This window comes from Mesonia aquimarina, assembly GCF_003667275.1.
Lineage (GTDB): Bacteria > Bacteroidota > Bacteroidia > Flavobacteriales > Flavobacteriaceae > Mesonia > Mesonia aquimarina.
On record NZ_RCNV01000010.1, the window covers coordinates 1 to 22868 of the forward strand.

The window sequence follows — 22868 nt, forward strand, 5'->3', positions numbered from 1 at the left end:
CTTCAATCGCCTTATCTGCGATTGCGGGTGCAAATGTAAAACTTATTTTTAATCTGACAAGCTTTTATTTTACTTTTTTTTAAAAGTTTTTTTTAGCTCCTTAAAACCAAATAAACACTTCCAAATAATCCCGATCCCTCTATGAACTTTTACAACCGCTTAGCGCAATTGCGGGTGCAAATATACAACCCTTTTTCTTCCCAAAACAAACTTTTTTAATGAAAATTTAAAAGTTTTTTAACCCCAACAAGCAATCCGTTGATTGTCAATCTATACAAATGAAAATCCTACAAAAAGAAATTCCAAACTAAACCAAATCGAAGGGAGAAATCACGGGAAGGATGAATCGGTGATGAGAAACTTGTATTCTGATTCCATAAAAATTGAGCGTTTTCTAACTTAAAAAAGATACGCGTTTGACGAATTTTTGCATTCACAATAAAGTCTAAGGAAGGAAAACCCTCTAGCTCATAATCATTTTGAACAAAAAATTCTGCTAAAACAGGATCGTAAGCATTCGCTTTATAAGATGTAAAGTATTTAAAAATAAATCCTGTTTGCAAATAAAGATTTCGCTCAAAAAAATGATTATCATAATAAAGCGCCTGGCGAGTCACAAAATCGGGTACTCTAAAGACATCTTTTCCGTTTAATACTTGCTGATACATTATAGTATTATCTAACGAAAAATGCCCTAATGTGAATTTTCTCTTCAACTTATATTTTGCATAGCTTACATTTTCTCCATATTGAAATGGTGTAACTAAAGAATCTGCCTCTGTATTTTCAGCTATATTATCACGCAAACCAAAATAAGTATAATTATTAATCTGTGTAAAATCTGCTTCTATATTGGCTATTTTTTTTGCATTTAATGTCAAACTTATATTTTGAGACTGTATATTATCGTATGTATTTCTCCAATTGTAATTAACATAATCACTCTGAAAAAGCAAGAAATTAAAATTAGGGGCTCTGGAATTTACGGCAATGCCGGCTTCAACAGCATAATTTTCATTTAACTTATAATCTGCTTTTGCTTTGATGTAATTGCCAGAAAATTCATCGCTGAGATTGATCATCGCATCTGCCTTAAGATTAAACCCGCCGATTCTTTTTTGATAAGCGCCTCCTACTGATAAGAAGTTTCCGGTGAGCCTATTGGGAATTACTCCGTCATCTAATATTAATTTAGAACGGTATCCATAATTATAATCTGTAAAGCGAGTTTTAAAAGTAAAATCTCCTAAGATATTATTTTGATATCTTCCGTAAAGTGTATTGGCTACGCTTTGATATTCTACTTCGTCTCGTAAAGAAGTATCTTCATATGTATTACCATATCCAGCAAAAGCCGTTTCCTGGGTAAAGCTATATTCTTTATCTGTAAAATTTAATTGATGCCCGATTCTTAATTGATTATTTCCTGTTGAGTCATTTCCTTTTAGTACCTTATAGTGATGCTTCAGAAAAAAACGCTTTGTCAATAATAAAGTTTCGGCGTCTTCATAATTAACTTCAAGAACAGATCGATCGTCAAATTCATCATCACCAGAACTATATTGCTGATTTGCTTGGGGACTTAAGCCCCCATTTTCTTCATTACTTAAGTCTTGTGAGACAAAATGTGTTTTTAAATCGTAACGGTTATTTTTTGTTTGGTAATTTATGGTAAAACGAAAACTCCCCTGACTAGCTAATATGTGCTGATATCTTCCCAAGGAACGCAAACCACGATACGCGATTGAAAAATTTAAACGCGGCGTCATATTAGTAGTAAAAAAAGCGTCTACATTTTGTCCTTGTTCAAACGTAGTTTTAAAATAGAGTTCCGTTAAAGGTGTTGGTACATTATAATAATGAATATCATCAACTTCGTAATACGGAAAATGTTTACCGCGCGCACCAATATCCGGTAATAAAGAAACATCTTGAAAAGAGTACCCCAATTGATTGTAGGGTTGACCAACATTGGTAAATGGTAACAGTTCAAAATTATCTTTCCGCAAATAATTATACTTATAGTCCTTATATATACTCAAAGTAGTATCTACATAAGTTGTATCATTTTCTACCGATATAATTTTATAATCTTCAATCGGGGGTTTTTCACGATTATCTACTACCGTTTTATTATCATCTTGATTATTGATATTACGAGTGTTCCCGTTTTGATTTGTTCTGAGTGTTTGCGAAAACAAAACAGCTGGCAGAACAATTAATATGAGTAGAAATAAGTACTTCTTCATTACATAAATTAACTGCCACAAAAGTATAATTTTTTAATGAATGTAAATTTTGATTATTATCTATTCTTTGCATAGCTTCAAAATAGTACCTTTGGCGTATGTTAGCCCTTCAATATAATACCAATTTATTAGAGTGCGGAACCGATGAAGCCGGAAGAGGCTGTCTTGCCGGACCAGTTACTGCTGCTGCTGTTATCTTGAAGAAAGATTTTAGCAATGAAGTCTTAAATGATTCAAAAAAATTATCACTAAAAAACAGAAACACACTTCGGGAAGTTATAGAACAAGAAGCGCTCAGTTTTGGTGTGGCACATATAATGATGAAAAAAATAGATGAAATAAATATTCTGAATGCTTCTATCTTGGCAATGCACAAAGCGATTGAACAATTAAAGTGTTTGCCGGAGCATATTGCGGTTGATGGAAATAAATTTAAACCATTTCAAGAAATTCCACATGAATGCATCATTAAAGGAGACGGTAAATATTTGAATATTGCAGCGGCTTCTATTTTAGCAAAAACACATCGCGATGAATTTATGACAAAAATTGATGCTGAATTTCCGCAATATCAATGGAAAAAAAACAAAGGCTACCCTACAAAAGCGCATCGCGAAGCCATAAAAAATTTCGGTCCCACAAAATATCACCGTCAAAGTTTTAAACTTTTACCAGATCAACTTTCTTTAGACCTTTAATTATTACTGCTTTTTTTATTTTTGTTTAACATAAAAAAGGTTGTAATACACTTATATTTGAAATATTGCTTATGAAAAAGTTTCTAGTTTACCTCATCGTTATTTTTATGTTTTCTTGCGACAATCAGCAAGAAAAAAAGTCTGATTTGCTCAATTTTGTGCCGCCAAAAACAGCTGCAATTTTAAAAACAGACAATTTAGATGCTTTTAGAGAAAACATACAAGAAAATAAACTTGTTCAAGAAAACGCATCTATCGATTTAATTCAGTTTTTTTCTAAAAACTTGTTTCTCTTAAATCACATTCAATTAGACCAAGAAAGCTTACTTTGCTATACAAAAAACGGGCGAGATCAATACGGATTTACACTAATTACCGCACACCGGCCTACAATTGTAAAAACCGATTCTATTACCGATAAAAAAGTAGAAAGTTTCACCTACGACGGACAAGAAGTACAAAAATACACCCTTGAAAACAAAGTAGGTTATGGGACAAAATTAAATGACAAGTTTATTTTTAGTAACTCCAAAATTGTATTAGAAAATATTATTAGAGTACACAATAATAAACTTCCACAAGATCCGCAGCTTACAGAAATCTATGCAGTTGCCGGAAATAATAATGCCGCATTATTTATAAATCATCCCCGCTTAGGTGAAATTTACGCAGAATTAACCCCTAAAAAATCATCGGCTTATTTAGCCAGTTTTTCTGATTGGAGCGCTTTAGATATTCAAATTGAAGAAAATAGTCTTCAGTTGAATGGAGTTTCCAAAGCAAACACACAAGAGAACAGAGTGCTAAATATTTTTAAAAATACGAAAGCGCAAACTAATGAAATTGCCGATATTACCCCTGTAAACGCTTCAGGAATTTATTCATTTACCTACAGAAAATACGAAAATTTACGTCAAAATATTTCAAGCTTTCGCGAAAAAGACGTTCCCGAACTAGAAAATGAAGCTCTATTAAATTCTGCTCAAGAAATTGGCGTTATTTATGCCAACAAAAAAGCTGCGGTAATTTTAAATTCAATCGACAATAGCATTACCCAAGATGCACTTTTAGCAAGTCAGCAATTAAAAGATGAATTTAGAGGAATCTCTATTTACGAATTTTCTAGTCCTAATTTTTTCCATACCGCTTTTTATCCGTTAATAAAACAGAAAAAATTAAACTTTTATGCTGTAATCGATCACTTTTTTGTTTTTGCCGAAAACCAACAAACTATCGAAAATATTATTGCCAATTACCAAAACCGAAGCATTTTGGGAAATCAAGCATATTACCAAGCAACACGAGAAAAATTAAGTGACGAATCTTCTTTATTATTTATAGGAATAAACGAGAATATAAAAAACCTACTAGCCGAAAGTGTTGCCGAAAAACATCAAAACGATTTTAAAAAATTAGCTTTAACCGGCAATCAATTAAGTGCTTTACAATTTGTGTATGATAAAGATTTTGCACACGTAAACCTGTTAATTGAAAAAGCCGAAGCAACTAAAAAAACCGGCGGAAGCGCCCAATTAAACAGCATTAAACTAGAAGAAGAATTGGCAACGCGACCTATTTTTGTAACAAATTGGCGTACTAACAATCAAAATATAGCAGTACAAGGAATTTCTAATACACTTTATATTTATGATGGCAGCGGAAATTTACGTTGGAAGAAAAAATTAGACGGAAGAATTTTAGGTGATATTCAAGAAATGGATATCTATAACAATAATAGAATTCAACTCGTCTTCAATACTCAAAATAGTTTTTACCTTTTTGATATTGATGGCGATACGGTAAAACCATTTCCTAAAGAATTTTCTGAAACTATTACGCAACCACTCGCCGTTTTTGATTACGACAATAACAGCAAATACCGCTTTATTGTTACTCGTGGAAATAAACTTAGTATGTATAATAAGGAAGGGAAAGAAGTAAAAGGATTTACCTTTAACAAAACGAAAAGCGATGTTTCACAAACACCAAAACATATTAGAATTGGTAAGAAAGATTATATTGTAATTCCTGAAAATAATGGTGATTTACATATTTTAAATCGCGTTGGAAAAACTAGAGTGAAAGTTGATCAAAAGATAAATTTATCTGAAAATGATTGGTTTTTATATGACTCTAAATTTACCTCAACTACCAAAGATGGAAAATTGATTCAGATTACAGAAAACGGAAAAAGTAGCACAAAAAATTTAGATCTTGCCGAAGCCCATACTATAGATGCTACAGCAAAAACCTTAGTGAGTTTTTCTGAAAACCTGCTCACTATTAAAGGTAAAAAAGTAGAGCTTGATTTTGGTCTTTATACCGAACCAAAAATATTTTACATCAATAATAAACTTTACATCAGCATTACCGACACGCAAGCGAGCAAGGTGTATTTATTTGACAGCAATGCTAATTTACTTTCCGGTTTCCCTGTTTACGGAAATTCTGCAATTAGTTTAGCAAATTTAGACAACCGCGGAAGTTTAGAATTTTGCGTTCAAGGGGAAGAAGATAGCATTCTGATTTATTCGCTGGAATAAACTATGAATTCAATTGGGCTTTTTCACATTTGTACAAAAAAACCCAATTGAATTTCACTTACAATTAATTTGCTCTTAAATTAAAGTATAGATGTAGATTTGGTTCAGGAATTTGTATAGAATATTTTGTACAAGTTCCTTCACAAGAAGTACAAAAACAACTATCGCCTGCTTTTTTTAGTTTGCATCCGGTTTCACGACAATCAAAAGTTTTACACGTACATAAACCTTCTTTTAAGGAAAAACTTGAAGGTCCTATTTTATTTAAGTCTGATGAAATTCTAATACCTCCTTCTTCATTCTCTACTAATAAATAATAAAGAAGCTCATCATTATTATCAAGAGTTTCTTCAATTGTAATTTCATCAATTGATAAGCTCTCTTCTTCTAAAACTTTTTGATAAAAATCTTCTAACTGTTGAGGAGTTATTTCATGAAATTCGTTATTGTCATCAAAAACACCTATTGTATTCTCTTCAAAAACCGAAAAACTTGCAGCTGTTAAATCAAAATTATCTTGTTTAGCTTCTTCTTCATTGTTTGAACAAGCGCATAGTGAAACGAGTAAAGTAAGAATGATTAAATTTTTAAACTTCTTCATAATTCATTTATTTAATTAATACTTAGAATCTGAAAAAGTTATAACATTCTAGCATATAAACCAAAAATATTTTAGCTTAATTCTATTTCAAATAAGGTAATAAAATGCTTCAATAGTTTTTCCTTTACTTCAGCTACAGGTATTTCTTTTTTCCCTAATTCAACATTTAAGGAAGTAACTGCTTTATCTTGTATTCCACAAGGAACAATATTGTCGAAATAGCCTAAATCAGCATTTACGTTTAACGCAAAACCATGCATGGTTACCCAACGACTCGCGCGAACGCCCATGGCACAAATTTTTCTAGCGAATGGCGTACCTACATCTAACCACACGCCTGTTTCACCTTTACTTCGTTCGGCTTTTAAACCGTATTCGCCCAAAGTTAAAATAACCATTTCTTCTAATAAGCGTAAATATTTGTGAATATCGGTAAAGAAATTTTCCAAATCAAGAATAGGATAACCCACTACTTGGCCAGGACCGTGATACGTTATATCGCCACCACGATTAATTTTATAAAAGGTTGCGCCTTTTTTTTCTAGTTCGGCTTCATTCAATAGCAAATTTTTAAAATCGCCACTTTTCCCCAAGGTATAAACATGCGGATGTTCCACAAAAAGTAAATGATTTTGCGTTGGCAAGTCAAGCTCTTCTCTCCTATTTTTAATTTTGGTTTGTAAAATAGCCTGAAACAGTTCTTCTTGAAAATCCCAAGTTTCCTTATAGTCTTTAACGCCTAATTCTTGTACTTCAATTTTTTTATTCATCACCAATAATTTGCTACTGCAAAGTTACAATTATTATTAGTGGGATATGAAAAGGAGGCTCTCCATAAAATTAAAAAGCGTCATTCTGAATTTATTTCAGAATCTCATCCTACGGAAATACAAAAATTATGAGAACCTGAAACAAGTTCAGGTTGACAAAAGCAGATTTTTCAGACAGCCTCTTTCAACAAATCACCTTCACTCGGTAAACGAGTTTTATTTTTTATTTAATCGATAGTTTTTTGATGATAGTTTTTGTTTTAGTTGAAATCTTCAAGAAATAAACACCGGTAGAAAATTCTGAAATGGAAACTTCTTGTTTTCCCGAAGCGTTTTGAGTAGGAAATTCCTTAACTAATTTCCCGTTCATATCAAAAAGTTGCATTTTTTCAACTTCAGCATTACTTAATTGAATTGTGATAATTTCGCTTGCCGGATTTGGATATACTGAAAAATCTATCGCTTCAAAATTTCCGGTAGAAAGCGCTACGCTATCTTCTAAATAATCGGGTACGCTGTTTGAATTTGTATCGTCATCAGTCGGGTCGCCATTTTGATTGTAATCTTCATCTGCGGTTAATACCCCATCGCCGTCATCGTCATCATCTAAATAGTTTGGAATGCCATCACTATCAGTGTCGTCATCATTTAAATTTCCGTTGTTATTTACATCTTCTGTAGAAGTCACCACTAAATCGCTATCTGAATCTTGGGTACAATCTACAACAGAAAGCATAAAATCAGTCGTCGCGTAACAATTTGAATTAGTACTTTCTACGCGTACATAAACGATTTGACCATTAGAAACATTTGCGTAATTTGTAGGATCTGCAATTTCAAAATCTCCATCATTAGCATCAGCTAAAGTTCCATAAAAACTCACTTCAAATTCAGATGGATTTTGACTTCCTAAAACAGCACTTTCATTCAATGTTAGATCAAACGTTCCTAAACCTTGATTTCCGCATCCTGCCATATCTGGTGCTGGATCTACGGTAACTTCTTCCGCAACTTCTAGAAAAAGATTAGAAATCGCATAATTACCACTCCCTAGCTCTTCTACTCGAGCGTATAACATTTCGTTAAAAGCAGTTGTATTTGTATATGTTGGTAATACTGGATTTACCGCATTTTGAGCATCTGGATTGGTAACATGATAAGTCACTTGAAAATTTGTGGTCAGTTGACCGTTTAACACATCATTATCTGCTTGCGTTAAATCGAATGTAGCAAAACCATCTGTATTTATTTCACATATAGTTAAAGTAGCATCACTTGCTGTTACTTGTGCAAATGTTAGGCTTACAGCCATTAGGCTAAATAATAGTAATAGTTTTTTCATGATATTGGTTTTCGTTTCTATATATAAAACAAATCAACTAAAAAAACTCCTACTTCGCTATTTATTTAAAAAGCTTTTCCTTGCTTTTTTGATTGCTAACTTCTTTGTAATTATCTTTGCGCCTCTAAAAATAGAAATGACTTATGCAATTATCTGAACAAGAACTTGTACGAAGAGAAAAATTAGCTTCGCTTAGAAAATTAGACATCAATCCGTATCCTGCAGATCTGTTTCCCTTAGATCATACTTCTGCTAAGATTAAACAGGAATTCGAAGAAGGAAAAAAGGTTATTATCGCCGGTAGATTAATGTCTAGAAGAATTCAAGGAAAAGCTTCTTTTGCCGAATTACAAGATTCTGAAGGACGCATTCAAGTTTATTTTAATCGTGACGAAATTTGCCCGGGAGAAGATAAAACCCAATACAATGATGTCTATAAAAAATTATTAGACATTGGTGATTTTATTGGGATTGAAGGAGAGTTATTCAACACCAAAGTAGGCGAAAAAACTGTAATGGTAAAAAAGTTTACTTTATTGAGCAAATCCTTAAAACCGCTTCCGTTACCTAAAATTGATAAAGAAGGAAAAGAGTTCGATAAATTTAATGACCCTGAAATGCGTTACCGTCAGCGTTACGCAGATTTAGCGGTCAACCCTAAAGTGAAAGAGGTTTTTATAAAGCGTACCAAGTTATATGGCGCCATGCGAAATTTCTTCAACGAAAAAGGATATTTTGAAGTTGAAACACCAATCTTACAGTCTATTCCTGGAGGTGCTGCAGCAAGACCTTTTATTACACATCACAATGCTTTAGATATTCCGTTGTATTTACGCATCGCAAACGAGTTATATTTAAAACGCTTAATTGTTGGTGGATTTGATGGCGTTTATGAGTTTGCAAAAAACTTCAGAAATGAAGGAATGGATAGAACGCATAATCCGGAATTTACCGTAATGGAAATTTATGTAGCTTATAAAGACTACAATTGGATGATGGATTTTACCGAAAAACTTTTAGAACATTGTGCGATGCAAGTAAACGGTACAACTGAAACCACATTTGGCGAGCACAAAGTAGATTTTAAAGCACCGTACAAACGTGTCACAATGACCGATGCCATTAAAGAATTTACCGGTTTTGATATTACCGGAAAATCTGAAGAGGAGCTTCGAGAAGCTGCTTTGGGAATGGATTTGGAAGTTGACGAAACCATGGGAAAAGGAAAATTAATCGATGAAATTTTCGGTGAAAAATGTGAAGGAAACTACATTCAGCCCACATTTATTACTGATTATCCAAAAGAAATGAGTCCGCTTTGTAAAGAACACCGAGACAATCCGGAGTTAACAGAGCGTTTTGAATTAATGGTTTGCGGAAAAGAGATTGCCAATGCTTATTCTGAATTAAACGATCCGATCGATCAGCGTGAGCGTTTTGAAGAGCAATTAAAATTATCTAAAAAAGGTGATGATGAAGCAACCGAATTTATTGATCAAGATTTCTTGCGTGCTTTAGAATACGGAATGCCTCCAACGTCTGGTTTAGGAATAGGAATGGATCGTTTAATCATGTTTTTAACCAATAATCCATCCATTCAAGAAGTGTTGTTTTTCCCACAAATGAAACCGGAACGTAAAAAGATAGATTTAACGGAAGAAGAAAAAACAGTCTTAGACATTTTAAAGAAAGAATCTCCACAAAAATTGGAAACCATAAAAGGGAACTCCGGACTTAGCAATAAAAAGTGGGACAAAGCCATTAAAGGACTACGTAAACATAATCTCGCGACTGTAAACAAAACCGACGATGGTTTATTTGTGGAGTTGGATGAATAATGGTATTTAGCTATGAGTAGTTAGTAGTGAGAAGTTTCTCAATACGATAGTAAAAAAGGAACCCTTCTTAGTGGAGTGGTTCCTTTTTTATTTTTTACTTTTAAATTCCAAAATAGTTTTCTTTCAAAATATAATGCATGAAATATGTTAGACCTCTTATTTTAATTTTCATTACTTGTACTTTATTTTCTTGTAATAAGCTTTTGGTTGAATTATTTACTTCAAAAAAAGTAAAGACAGAAGTTTTTTATAACCAAGAAAAAGAAAAAACGCTAGTACTTTTCCCGATGGTTCATATTAACCACCCTGAATTTTATGCTGATGTAAAAACCAAATTAGAAAAACTCCGAAAAAAAGGGTATACTGTTTTTTATGAAAGTGTAGCCTTACAAGATTCTACATCTTTTTCTCCCAAGGAAATGGACACGTTGACACGAAAAACACGGAAAATCACAGGAATTTATATGAGTGACTATAAAGATCAGCAAAACAAATCTATTCCAAAAGCAATTAGAAATAACAATTATATCTCACAAAGTAAAGAAAATTTAGGTATAACCCCCCAAGACATGCTCGTAGACATTCCTATGAATGAATTAATTGAGATTTATGAAAAAAAATACGGCGCTATAAAATTAACCCAATGTGATTGGAAAACTGACTATTTAGAAGAATATGATTGCGAAACCGTTCCAAAAGTCCGCACAGATGAAATTATTGTTTACACTAGAAACGATACCATTGAAAAGCGAGTTTATGAGTCTAAACTAAAAAAAATAGCTTTGGTATACGGGAAAAAACATTTTCAATTTATAAAAGGGGGGGGTTATGCACCATGGCTATAAAGAAGTTGATACCTTAGATTTATTTAATGACTAAAAAAATATATAAATTCAAAGGAAATAAAAATAAGTTTATGTATAAGTTCACTTGGTTGCTATTTCTTATCTCCCTATCAGCTTTAGGTCAAAACGATTCAACAGATTTCAGACTTCAAGGAAAAGCGGTTATCAATCCGGGAGAAATAGAAGTTGCTATTGGCAAAAAACACAATAGAATTAAGACGTCAAAATACGGATATATTTACCTAACTCACAATGACGTACCTAGACTAGAAGTGGAAAAAATTGCTAGAAGAACCTATACCGTAACACATAAACAAATTCCTAACAAAAAAATTTTAATCAGTAAAATTTTTATTAAAAACAATAAAATTCATTTTACATCTTCTATAGACAATAAAGAATCACCTTTAGCCCCTTTAGAGTTAAGAGGACAAATTTCTTTTTCTGATAAAGAAAACTATAAGAACGATTATGTGGAGATGATATATAAATATGTTTTACCTGTTATTCATGATTACTTAACTAAATCAACAGAAGACCATCCCAACAGTTGTATTAATCAAGCCATGGAAGCTTGTTTAAAAAAAGTCACTAATAAAACTATTGATGTAAGTCTTTTTCTAATGGGTTGTTCTTATGCTTGTGATTGAATTTCAACTCAACACAGACACTTATACCACAATCTATGTAAATAAGGTTTAACTATTAGATACTATTTTATGCCTTTTTTATTTATTCCGAAGCGATATTGTAAACCTGTTAGCAGAAAACGCTGATTATCAGAAAGGCTGTATTCTCCTCTTACCATCCAATTTTTATTTATTTGTAAGTTCAACCCTATCTGAAAAGTAACCGTCTGCACAAGTTCTTTTTGTATTGTATAATCTACTTCTGTAGAAAAAACTCCACTCTCATTTACAGTATTCTCAATTGTTTTCAAGGCTTGGTTTTGTGCTTGCAATTTAATTTTTTCGGTTACGCTGGTACTAGGATCATTAATAATTTCTTCATTATTTGCTATTTTTGCATCTACTGTTTCATTAAAGGTTGCATCCAAATCTGGAAACACTTCATCTAAACCTATATCTCCAGTATTTCCTTCAGCTCCAATAAAATCTCTATACATCACCCCTAAATAAGGCGCAACAAAAAAATCTTTGTTGGTGTTAGACAATTTAATACGATATCCGGCTCTAGCAGATAAGGTTCCGTAGCCAACTTGCTTTTTTAATAATTCGGTATCTGTACGAGAATAATTAAAATCTGTACTTAAAAAATAATTATTCCACCCAAATATTAAAGTGGTACCAAAACCATAGGTTAAGGCATTAAAACCAACATTAGAAGAAAATTCTGGGAGTTGCAAAATAACTTCGCCTGTTGCATCTTTCCATGTGGGTTGCAGCGACACTTGTGTCCCACCTGTTACAGATGAAAATAAGCCATAGACATTCATAAAAGGTAAAACCCAAGCATCGGCTCTTAAGTTTATACCATTGGTTGTTGCACTTACTTGCTGAAAATTTAAGGTTTCTAGATTAACAATATTTGACAAATCACGATCACCTAAAGACAATCCAAATTCGGTAATCTCTAAATCCATATAAGAATTAACGTAATTAAGATTAACTCCGAAAGGTAATTGCAATTGATCTGCCATACCTCTATCTTGTACTTTTTGCCCCCAAATTGGTAAAACATAAGGAAATACGGTGGAGTCTTTTTCAACAGTATTAAGCTCTTGAGCATAGGTTTGATAAGGCAAACTTAGTATTATGATGAACAATGTGGTTAATAATTTCATAATAGTTAGTGTAGTTTCATTGGAAAGATAATAATTTATCCATAAATACACCTTATATTTTTATTGTCATTCTAAACACCATTTCATAATTTATGATGACGTTGTTAGCTTTACTCGCACAGAAAATTTAAAACCATTTGTTAGAAAACAAATAGCTTAAAAGTTGGTCAAAACTATCTGCCCAAGCAATATACACTTTATAGTAATTACCAAATTATAACTCATGATTAACTAAAGCAACAGAAGACCATCTTAACAGTTGTATTAATCAAGCCATGGAAACTTGTTCTAAAATAGTTACTAATAAAGCTATTGATGTAAGTCTTTTTTTAATGGGTGGTTCTTATGCTTGTGATTGAGTTTTAAATCAAAAAACATTATAACATACTAGCTTTAAAATTATTTTTCTAACTTAGGGAGATGGAAAAGCAAAACCTTCCTAAACAACCTTCGCTTTTTACTTCTTACCTAGAAGTAAGCAAATGGCTGTTGACTTCACAGGGACTTTTTATTGCAGAAAGTATGCTGTATTGGCAACAATTACAAAAAGCGCAATTGCAGAATTCTAGTCTTCTTATTGCTTTTTGGTGGAGCTGTTTTCTGTTTGCTTTTGTGCATATTTTTTTAGTGTTTATGGATAGTTGGTCGCGGTTTCAAAACTACAAACGCATTAAAGATCAACTTTACGCTTATGGATTTCAACCAAAAATCGCTAATAACTATACATCTTCAAAATGCCAGCGACACGCTTTATCGATTGCTTGTAAAGAACTTGGCTTAGAAAAAGAAGTACAACGTTTTTTTAAATTACGTAAAATTAAATGGTATCATTTTATTCCGACTTTTATGGTAAATGATCCCTTCTTTTTAGGTAAAAAACATTTTTGGAACCGAACTTTCCTCGAAAAATATTATGCTCCAAAATTTAATTATAGACTTTTATCAACTAAAAAAGAGGGCGAAATTTTACCCTCTTTAAAATAAACGTGTTACCTTTTTTGATTATGTAGTCGCAAATCTCGTACATTTTTTTGAATACTAATAGACGCATAAAGACTTAAGGTAAAAGCCATTCCGTAAAAGCCTTTTTCACTTAAGGCTAAATCTGCATGCCACAAACCAATAATTAAAAGTAAGATAGAAACAAAACTTGTAAACCAACTTAACCCGTGGTAAGCTTCGGTTACCGGAATTCCTTCTTGTTTATCGCGAACACTTTTTTGCACCGAAATCACAGAAAATAATCCGAAAATTAAAATTGCAAAATAGTATCCCTTTTCATTTAGCCACATATCTGCATTCCATAAACCAATGCAATAAGCAGCCATACCTACAAAAAGGGCAATCCAAGATGCAGTTACAAATGCCGGAGTGGGTTTGCCGGATTCAAAAGTAGAATTACTTTCTTTTGATTTTTTTTCTTCCGATAAAAATTCTTGATTTTCCATAATCAACTGTTTTAGTTTTACAAGTCAAAAATGAAAACAAAAGAAATAGTAGAAAATACAGTTTCAAATAATTTCTTATGACTTAATTAAAAAAGTATTTATAATTTTTACTTATATTTCAATGGTTTAAACAATTATAATCTTACGATATTTTGAATGATTTAATCAACAGTATACATCTACTCACTAAAAAAGAGCAAGAAGAATTCAAGAAAATTCAGCTGAAGAAAAATAAAATTAGTAGCACAAAAAATATTGAACTTTTTAAACTTTTAGCAACTAAAAAAAACACGGAGGAAGAATTAAATAAGTTTTACACAACCGATAATCGAAATGCCTTTTATGCGTTAAGCAAAAGATTGCAAGACAATTTAATTGATTTTATTGCTCAAAAAGGTTTTGAAAAAGAAAATTCAATTGAAAATGAAATTCTTAAAGGCTTCCTTGCCGCTAGAATATTTTTTGAACACAAGATGTATAATTTAGGTTTTAAACTACTTTGGCGAATTGAAAAAAAAGCAATTGCATTTGAACTTTACCCGATTCTCAATGAGATTTATGCTACCGCTTTACAAAATAGCCACTTTTCTAATTCGATTAATTTTGAAGAAATTTCAACAAGGGCACAAGAAAATTTCAATAAAGTAGAAATGGAATTTCGCTTAAATTTGGCTTATGCTGAAATTCAACAGCAACTAAGATCATCAACCAATATAGATGATCTTATTAAGACTGCTTTTGCAAAACATCAAATAGAAATTTCGAAACATTTAAGCTATAAATCTTTAAATAAACTCTTCAAAATTTTTCATGTTCAAGGAAAATATGAAACCAATTATTTTTCAATCTCTCCTTATTTAGAATCGCTTTATAAGAAAATTGACCATAAAAAGCACCTCAGTCAAAAACACCTATTTTATCACGTAGAAATTTTGGTAATTATGAGTTATGCTGCTTTTCGAAAAAGAGATTTCAAGTATTCTAAACAGTATTTACAAAATGTAAAATCCATCCTAAAAGAAAACAACAACAAATTCTACAAACACTTTCAAGAAGATATTATTTTACTGGAAGCTTATCAATTAAACTTTACAAATCAAGCACAAAAAGCAATTGCTATTTTAGAGAATTATGAAGACGATTCTTTCTTTAGAGACTTGTTTTTAATTACCTGTTATATTCAGCAAAATCTAATAAAAGAAGCCTATAAAAAATTTCTTCAACTAAAAAAATCAGATTTATATTACGAGAAAAAATATGGTTGGATCTGGGTCTTCAAGAAAAATATTATTGAATTAATTTTACTAATTGAACTCGACAAATTAGATGTTTTCTCCTCGCGCATTTTATCCTTTAAGCGAAAATTTTTTCCACAACTAAAATCAGACAAAAAAAGCAAGCCGATTTTATTTGTAGAAGCCTTACAAGATTTTTATGACGATAAAATTTCAAAGGCAAAAAAGAAGTGCGAAAAAATTCAGGTAAATAGTGAAAAAGAAGAAGATGTGTTTAACCTTTGCTTTTATGCTTGGCTCCACACCAAAATAGAAAAGCCATCGTCTTCTCTGTATGAAAATACACTTTCGCTACTAAACACCTAACCTAAAAAGAGATTAAACTATTTATAAAAATCATAGTCATACTAATAACCAAATATTAGGTATCATTATGACAAAAAATCCAACAAAACTACTATCGCTTTTTACTGCTTGTCTTTTGCTGTCCAGTTGTGCAATTTTCCAATCGCAAAAAAAGGAAGATTCAGCAGAAAAGTCTTCTAAAAAAGACGGCGATATAAAAGCTTACGAAAAAGTAATCACCGATGAAGCAAAAACCGACGAAGGTCTTTTTAGCGTTCATCAAGTTGACAAGAAATACTATTACGAAATTCCAGATTCGCTCTTAAACCGAGAAATGCTTATGGTTACGCGAATTGCAAAAACTGCAAGCGGCTTAGGTTTTGGTGGCGGAAAACAAAACACGCAGGTATTACGTTGGCAAAAGAAAAACGACCGTATTTTGTTGCGTGTGGTTTCTCACGAAATTGTAGCGGCAGATTCATTACCGGTCCACGAAGCGGTAGTTAACTCCAATTTTGAACCAATTTTATATGCTTTCCCAATAAAGGCTTTTCATAAAGATTCAGTGAATAATGCTTCAGTTATTGAAGTAAGCGATTTATTCGAGAAAGATGTACAAGCTTTAGGCATAAGAGATTCCAGAAGAGAAAATTACAAAATCTCAAGTTTAGATGATGATCGCTCCTATATAGATACCATTAGAAGTTATCCGAAAAATATTGAAGTTCGCCACGTAAAAACCTACAAAGCCGGCAAAGCACCTTCAAATAAAAGTGTCGGATCTATTTCTGTTGAATTAAGCAACTCGATGGTTTTGCTTCCTAATGAACCGATGAAGCGTCGCTATTTCGATCAGCGTGTGGGGTGGTTTGCCAGAAGCCAAACCGATTATGGATTAGACGCACAAAAAAGTAAAAAAGTGCGCTATTTAGATCGTTGGCGATTAGAAGTAAACGAAGAAGATCTGGAGAAATTTAAAAATGGTGAATTAGTTGAACCAAAAAAGCAAATTGTTTATTATATAGACCCAGCAACTCCAGAAAAATGGCGTCCTTACATTAAACAAGGAATTGAAGATTGGCAAGTTGCTTTTGAAGAAGCGGGTTTTAAAAATGCTATTATTGCCAAAGATGCGCCAACAAAAGAAGTAAACCCAGATTGGAGTCCGGAAGATGTTCGCTATTCAGTTGTCCGTTATTTAGCCTCTCCAATTCCTAATGCAAACGGACCGCACGTTAGTGATCCGCGTTCGGGAGAAATTTTAGAGTCTGACATTAATTGGTATCATAATGTGATGACCTTATTGCGCAATTGGTTTTTTGTACAAACCGCAGCCATCAATGAAGATGCACGTGGTGTAGAATTTAAAGATGAAATTATGGGAAGATTAATTCGTTTTGTTTCTTCTCACGAAGTTGGTCACACCTTAGGTTTACCGCATAATATGGGAAGCAGCGTTGCGTATGATGTTGAAGATTTACGCGATGCGGAATTCACCAAAAAATATGGAACTGCACCTTCAATTATGGATTATGCGCGATTCAATTATATCGCTCAGCCGGAAGACGGCGATGTTGCTTTGATGCCAAATATTGGTCCGTATGATAAATACGCGATAAAATGGGGCTACAAACCTATTCTTGATAAAACGGCAAAAGAAGAAAAAGAAGTCTTAGACGATTGGATTCTTGAACACGCCGGCAATCCTATTTATCGCTTCGGAAGCCAACAAAGCGGAAGCGTAATCGACCCGAGTTCACAAACGGAAGATTTAGGAAACGACGCGATGAAAGCGAGTATGTACGGAATTAAAAACTTAAAGCGTATTGTACCCAATCTCATTGAATGGACCAAAGAAGACGGAAAAGATTATGAAGATTTAGACGATTTATACAAGCAAGTTTTAGCACAATACAATCGTTATATGGGTCACGTAACGGCAAATATTGGCGGTGTTTACGAATATTATAAAACTTACGATCAAGAAGGCGCGGTGTACACGCACGTTTCAACAGAAACACAACAGCGCGCAATGCAATTTTTACAAGAAAATTTATTTGAAACGCCGGATTGGTTACTCGAAAATGAAATTTTTAACAAAATTGAATTTGACGGAAGTGTAGAACGTGTTCGTCAATACCAAGTTAGAACACTAAATAATTTATTGGAGTTTGGACGAATGGCTCGTTTAATTGAAAATGAAACTTTAAACGGCGAAGATGCCTATGGCTTGATAGATATGATGACTGAACTTCGTGAAGGAATTTTTGAAGAATTAAGTTCAACTGAAAACATCAATACCTACCGAAGAAATTTACAGCGTGCTTACTTAGATAGAATGGAATATCTTATGAAAAATGAACAAAAAGAAATTCCTGCGCGTTATAGAAATTATATCAATAGAAGTTCAATTAATGTAAGCCAAAGTGATATTCGCCCGGTAGTTAGAGGTGAATTAGAAAGCTTAGAAAATGAGCTACAGCGTAGTTTAAGAAGAAATAGAAATACAATTACTGAATATCATTTAAAAGATTTATTAAAGCGAATTGATTTAATTTTAAATCCGAAGCAGTAAAAAAAAGGCTGTCTAAAAAGTATCAAAATGTCATTCTGTTTCGATAGCTATCGGAACAGAATCTCATTTTACTGAACTACAAATCTGTATGAGAACCTGAAATCGAAGATTCAACGTAGTTATTCGAGTTCAGGTTGACGTAAATAGGCTTTTTAGACAGCTTTTTTTTTAAAAATCTTTAATCATCGTATTCCACTCCATAGTTTTCAATAGCCCAATTAATTCCGGATCAATTTTTTTCAATAAAGGAGAATCTTTTGGAAAAGCATAGCTAAAATAATCTTTCTTTAAGGTCTTCTGTAAAACTTCAAGATCATCATCTTTGCCATTTTTCTGAATCAAATAATTTAGAATAGGCGCATCATAAATAAATAAAGCTGTATTTCCATCGGCCACTTCTTGTAAGCCCTCTTCACCACTTTTCACTTTTGAATGTTGAATATTATAAAGGTCTAAAAATTCTTGTGAGCTTGAGCTTTCTACCGTACTTACGTTAAAACGCTCTAAATCTTGCACATTACTAATTTCATCATTTATGCTTTGTACCGTTAACGCAGAAGCAATACCGGCGGTTAAGCTGGAAATTAAAATAATAGCTACAAACATCCAGATTAAACCTACCACTCTTCCGCCCGTAGTTCTAGGAGATTTATCACCATAACCCACAGTGGTCATTGTTACGGCACTCCACCAAAAACCTTCTTTAATACCGCTTAAGCCTTTTCCGCCAAATTCTTCATGATTGTGTTTCCTTTCAAAAAGCCAAACCAAAACACCAAAAAGAAAAATAATGCCTCCAAGAAGTAAAATAGCCGAAATAAAATCCCAACTCCATAAATTTTTAATAAAATGCCACGCTTTAGATTCTTTTTTCTTTGCAACCGCTGTGTGAGAAATAAAATAAGGTTGCGAAAAATCTAAACGATTCATCCGTTTATCGGTTACGGTAATCGGATTAATACTAAAATCTACTTCGCCTTTTTCTATACCAGTTAATAAATCGCCTAAGGTTTTATATACTTTGTATTCATATTCATAGGAAAGATTTTCATTCAACATTTCCCAAGAAGAAATACTTAAACCGGTAAAATTCGGTCCCTTTTTCATCACAAAAGGTGGTGTTTCAGTAATACCAATTTGCAATTTTTTGGATTGCGTAATTTCTGTTGAATCTTGTGCTTGTAATCCAATAACAGAACTTACAAAAACAAGTAAAAAAAGAAAAGGTTTGACAGACATATAATTTTGCTTTCAGAAAATTTTTATAGTTGAAAAAACTACATGAAATCAAATTGAATTGCAAGTTTTAATTACAAAACTACTTAAGAAGAAATAAAAAACCCTAAGACGCTAATGCTTTCAAGAAAAAATACAACCGATTTGTAATTACCTTTTTCATGCTGAAAACTTAACACCTCTAGGGTTTTAAAATTAGCTTTAACAATTAATCAACTAATCTGTAATGTAAAGGTAAAACGATATCTAGATTGAAAACATCCCCTTTAACGAGTATTTTTTAAAAATACCTCAATATCAAGTTTATTTTATTACATTTGGTGTATCATTACGAACCTCTTGAATGGGGTAGCAACCTGCCAGAACAGGCGAAGGTGCTAAGACAATGAGCCTTTCTAAAGGAAAAGTATGTCAACTCCCTTTAATTCGCTTTGTTTTCGTAATGTTTTAATTTTTAAAACATTAGTAAATGAAACCAACATTAAATCCACAAGAAATTTCAGCAATCAATCAGCAATTTGCGTTTACAGAAAAAAACAAATCCAAAAAAAAGATTAAAAAAATACACAGCAAACTCACAAAAGTTGATCAGGGAAAAATGGGACTCTACATTCAATTGAATGAACATGTATTGCAAAAGAAAGATTTATATCAAATTTACTTACAAATTATTGCCAGCTGGAAAAACTTTGTTCCTATTTTAAGTGAATGCAAAGATTATGAAATAGAAATTTGTGTGGGTTAATTATTATTAGGGTCCGATTAAAATTTCTTGAATTAACGTAAATAATTAGTATAGTTGAGATTCTGTTCCAATAGCTATCGAGATAAATTCAGAATGACGTTTTTCCAACCTTTTTAGACAACCGAATTACTCTTTATCAATTAGTTAGAATCAAGTCTTGGTTCCTGGTTCTTGGTTCTAAAAGCAAAGCCTGTGCCTACCGACAACCGTAGAATCTTGGTTCTTTACCTGGATAATAATTACTTCTTATACAATTTTAACTGAATACGCTTTCGCGGAATATCTACCGACAAAACCTCCACTATAATTTGTTGTTGAAGATGAACGTGTGTATTTACATCACTAACAAATTCATCGGCTAAATTAGAAACGTGAATAAGTCCGCTTTCTTTGATTCCGATATCTACAAAACAACCGAAATTAGTAATATTATTTACAATTCCCGGTAATAATTGCCCCTCGTGTAAATCATCGATCGTTTTTATGTTCTGATTAAAGGTAAATACTTTCGCTTCTTCACGAATATCAAGTCCTGGTTTTTCCAATTCAGTTATAATATCTTTTAAAGTCGGTAAGCCAATTTTTGACGTACAGTATTTTTGAAGGTCTATTTTTTCTAAGGCAGTTTTATTCCCTATTAATTCTGGAACAGTTTTGTTTTCATCTTTCACAATCTTTTCGACAACCGAATATTGCTCCGGATGCACAGCTGAATCATCTAAAGGGTTTTCAGCATTTTTAATTCGAAGAAAACCTGCACTTTGCTGAAATGCTTTCTCCCCTAAACGACTAACTTTTTTAATTTCATTTCTACTTTTAAAAGCACCGTTTGTAGTACGATAATCTATGATATTTTCAGCTAATTTTTCACCGATCCCCGAAACATAACGCAACAAATGTTTGCTCGCCGTATTTAGATTTACCCCAACCGAATTTACACAACTTTCTACCACACGGTCTAATTCGCTTTGCAATTTAGACTGATCTACATCGTGCTGGTACTGCCCTACTCCTATTGACTTCGCATCAATTTTTACCAATTCTGCCAAAGGATCTTGCAAACGTCTCCCTATTGAAACCGAACCACGAACTGTTGCATCATAATTCGGAAATTCTTCGCGCGCAACTGAAGAAGCCGAATAAATAGAAGCCCCGACTTCACTCACCACAAACACTTGCATATCATTTTTAAACCGAATTCTTCGAATCAACTTTTCTGTTTCTCGGGAAGCGGTTCCATTTCCTAGTGCAATAGCATCGATTTTATAAGCTTCGGTTAATGTACTTATTTTTTTAATCGCTCCTTTTTGATCGTTCTTTGGTGCGTGCGGATAAATAGTTTCGTTATGTTTTAATTCTCCTTTTTCGTTTAGACAAACCACTTTGCAACCTGTTCTAAAACCGGGATCAATCGCTAATACGCACTTTTCTCCCAATGGGGAACCCAGCAGCAATTGCTTTAAGTTTTTAGCAAAAACTGAAATCGCTGCATCATCGGCTTTTTCTTTCGCATTTTGCAAAGCTTCTTTACTTAGCGAAGGCAACAATAAGCGTTTATATGAATCTTTTATGGCAAGCTGAATTTCTTCTGCAGTATCAACACTATTTTTTATAATTTTTTGGGCAATTTTTTCCAGAATTCGCTCATCATCTAACGCAATTTTCACTTTAATAAAACCTTCATTTTCGGCACGTTGAATCGCTAAAAATCGATGGGAAGGTAGTTGCGCTAAACGTTCTTCCCACTTAAAATAATCTTGAAATTTTTGCGCCTTTTCCTCTTCTTTTTTTGCTTTTACGACTTTCGTTTTTAAAATTGAAAATCGTTCAAGTTGAAAACGAATATAGTTGCGAATATCAATTCGTTCTGCAATCCATTCGGCTATAATATGGCGCGCCCCTTCTAAAGCTTCTTCGGCAGAATTTATGCTTGCTGAGATATAGTGCTTCCCAACAGTATTTAAATCCGTAGTATTTTGTGCCATGATAATTTTTGCGAGCGGTTCTAAACCTTGCTCTCGCGCTGAATCGGCTTTTGTTTTACGCTTTTTCTTAAACGGCAAATACAAATCTTCTAAGACCGTTAACTCCTTTACTTTTTGAATGCTTTCAGCTAAATCTTCAGTAAGTACTTCTTGTTCTTTTAAACTTTTTAAAATGCTTTCTTTTCGCTTTTCAAGCGCTTCAAAAGTAGTTTTTGCTTTTATAATTTGCTCGAGTTGAACTTCATCTAGATTTCCGGTACGTTCTTTTCGGTAACGTGCCATAAAAGGAATGGTACAATCTTCAGAAATTAATTGAAGGGTGTTTTGAATAGATTGTTTAGGCAAGCCAGTTTGCGCCTGTATAAAAGAAATGTTTTGCATGCTGCTAAGATAAAAATTATGAGGTTTTAGGCTTCTGCGTAAGCTTAATAATTTTTAATCATTAATGTCTACATAGAATTTCTTGGTTTAACGTAAAGAACAATTACTATTGAATTTCAAGAATTTATAAAATATGGTATCTTGCTTGTTGCAAAAAAATAATGCTAAATAATTTTACTACTGTTTATCAATTAATTACAATCAAGTCTTGGTTCTTGATTCTAAAAG

Annotated in this window: 17 protein-coding genes and 1 riboswitch; of the genes, 9 read left to right on the forward strand and 8 right to left on the reverse strand. The window is 32.7% G+C overall.

Going from position 1 to position 22868, the window contains the following annotated elements; translation table 11 throughout:
• Nucleotides 1-287: 287 nt before the first annotated feature.
• Entirely contained in the window at nucleotides 288-2249 is a 1962-nt protein-coding gene (locus tag D9R05_RS12225; RefSeq protein ID WP_121667514.1) for a putative porin, read from the reverse strand.
• Between the two features lie 98 nt (nucleotides 2250-2347).
• On the opposite strand from D9R05_RS12225, the gene D9R05_RS12230 reads away from it, so the two are divergent.
• Together D9R05_RS12230 and D9R05_RS12235 are read left to right on the forward strand one after the other, a co-directional pair.
• Entirely contained in the window at nucleotides 2348-2947 is a 600-nt protein-coding gene (locus D9R05_RS12230) for a ribonuclease HII (protein ID WP_121667515.1), read from the forward strand.
• A 71-nt stretch (nucleotides 2948-3018) separates the two neighbouring features.
• Entirely contained in the window at nucleotides 3019-5490 is a 2472-nt protein-coding gene (locus tag D9R05_RS12235; RefSeq protein WP_162984979.1) for a hypothetical protein, read from the forward strand.
• 64 nt (nucleotides 5491-5554) lie between these two features.
• Here the strand turns inward: D9R05_RS12235 and D9R05_RS12240 are convergent, their stop codons facing one another.
• From D9R05_RS12240 to D9R05_RS12250, 3 genes are all read right to left on the reverse strand, one after another.
• Nucleotides 5555-6091 (reverse strand): hypothetical protein, encoded by a 537-nt coding sequence (locus D9R05_RS12240; protein WP_121667517.1) that lies wholly within the window; start codon nucleotides 6089-6091, stop codon nucleotides 5555-5557.
• A 71-nt stretch (nucleotides 6092-6162) separates the two neighbouring features.
• Complete coding sequence (gene lipB / locus D9R05_RS12245; RefSeq protein WP_121667518.1) at nucleotides 6163-6861, reverse strand: lipoyl(octanoyl) transferase LipB; 699 nt, start codon at nucleotides 6859-6861, stop codon at nucleotides 6163-6165.
• Nucleotides 6862-7084: 223 nt separating this feature from the next.
• Entirely contained in the window at nucleotides 7085-8203 is a 1119-nt protein-coding gene (locus tag D9R05_RS12250; protein ID WP_121667519.1) for a T9SS type A sorting domain-containing protein, read from the reverse strand.
• A 143-nt stretch (nucleotides 8204-8346) separates the two neighbouring features.
• On the opposite strand from D9R05_RS12250, the gene lysS reads away from it, so the two are divergent.
• From lysS to D9R05_RS12265, 3 genes are all read left to right on the forward strand, one after another.
• Nucleotides 8347-10041 (forward strand): lysine--tRNA ligase, encoded by a 1695-nt coding sequence (gene lysS, locus D9R05_RS12255; RefSeq protein WP_121667520.1) that lies wholly within the window; start codon nucleotides 8347-8349, stop codon nucleotides 10039-10041.
• Nucleotides 10042-10178: 137 nt separating this feature from the next.
• On the forward strand, nucleotides 10179-10886 hold the full coding sequence (locus D9R05_RS12260) for a hypothetical protein (protein WP_121667521.1): 708 nt from the start codon (nucleotides 10179-10181) through the stop codon (nucleotides 10884-10886).
• A gap of 71 nt (nucleotides 10887-10957) precedes the next feature.
• On the forward strand, nucleotides 10958-11536 hold the full coding sequence (locus D9R05_RS12265) for a hypothetical protein (protein WP_121667522.1): 579 nt from the start codon (nucleotides 10958-10960) through the stop codon (nucleotides 11534-11536).
• Nucleotides 11537-11598: 62 nt separating this feature from the next.
• Here the strand turns inward: D9R05_RS12265 and D9R05_RS12270 are convergent, their stop codons facing one another.
• A complete protein-coding gene (locus tag D9R05_RS12270; RefSeq protein ID WP_121667523.1) occupies nucleotides 11599-12690 on the reverse strand; it encodes a hypothetical protein in 1092 nt (363 codons plus the stop codon).
• Between the two features lie 420 nt (nucleotides 12691-13110).
• Between D9R05_RS12270 and D9R05_RS12275 the strand changes: the two genes are divergently transcribed.
• Entirely contained in the window at nucleotides 13111-13674 is a 564-nt protein-coding gene (locus D9R05_RS12275) for a hypothetical protein (protein WP_121667524.1), read from the forward strand.
• 5 nt (nucleotides 13675-13679) lie between these two features.
• Here D9R05_RS12275 and yiaA read toward each other — a convergent pair whose 3' ends face one another.
• The gene (yiaA, locus tag D9R05_RS12280; protein ID WP_121667525.1) at nucleotides 13680-14138 is read right to left on the reverse strand and encodes an inner membrane protein YiaA; all 459 of its coding nucleotides are present in this window, start codon (nucleotides 14136-14138) and stop codon (nucleotides 13680-13682) included.
• A 152-nt stretch (nucleotides 14139-14290) separates the two neighbouring features.
• Between yiaA and D9R05_RS12285 the strand changes: the two genes are divergently transcribed.
• Nucleotides 14291-15739: a hypothetical protein gene (locus tag D9R05_RS12285; RefSeq protein WP_121667526.1), complete on the forward strand. Its 1449-nt coding sequence runs from the start codon at nucleotides 14291-14293 to the stop codon at nucleotides 15737-15739.
• A gap of 67 nt (nucleotides 15740-15806) precedes the next feature.
• On the forward strand, nucleotides 15807-18293 hold the full coding sequence (locus tag D9R05_RS12290) for a zinc-dependent metalloprotease (protein ID WP_121667527.1): 2487 nt from the start codon (nucleotides 15807-15809) through the stop codon (nucleotides 18291-18293).
• A gap of 168 nt (nucleotides 18294-18461) precedes the next feature.
• Here the strand turns inward: D9R05_RS12290 and D9R05_RS12295 are convergent, their stop codons facing one another.
• Complete coding sequence (locus tag D9R05_RS12295; protein WP_121667528.1) at nucleotides 18462-19532, reverse strand: transporter substrate-binding domain-containing protein; 1071 nt, start codon at nucleotides 19530-19532, stop codon at nucleotides 18462-18464.
• A 317-nt stretch (nucleotides 19533-19849) separates the two neighbouring features.
• Nucleotides 19850-19947: riboswitch (SAM-I-IV-variant riboswitch) on the forward strand.
• Between the two features lie 51 nt (nucleotides 19948-19998).
• On the opposite strand from D9R05_RS12295, the gene D9R05_RS12300 reads away from it, so the two are divergent.
• Entirely contained in the window at nucleotides 19999-20274 is a 276-nt protein-coding gene (locus D9R05_RS12300) for a hypothetical protein (protein WP_121667529.1), read from the forward strand.
• A gap of 239 nt (nucleotides 20275-20513) precedes the next feature.
• Here D9R05_RS12300 and D9R05_RS12305 read toward each other — a convergent pair whose 3' ends face one another.
• The gene (locus tag D9R05_RS12305) at nucleotides 20514-22640 is read right to left on the reverse strand and encodes a Tex family protein (protein ID WP_121667530.1); all 2127 of its coding nucleotides are present in this window, start codon (nucleotides 22638-22640) and stop codon (nucleotides 20514-20516) included.
• Nucleotides 22641-22868: the final 228 nt, after the last annotated feature.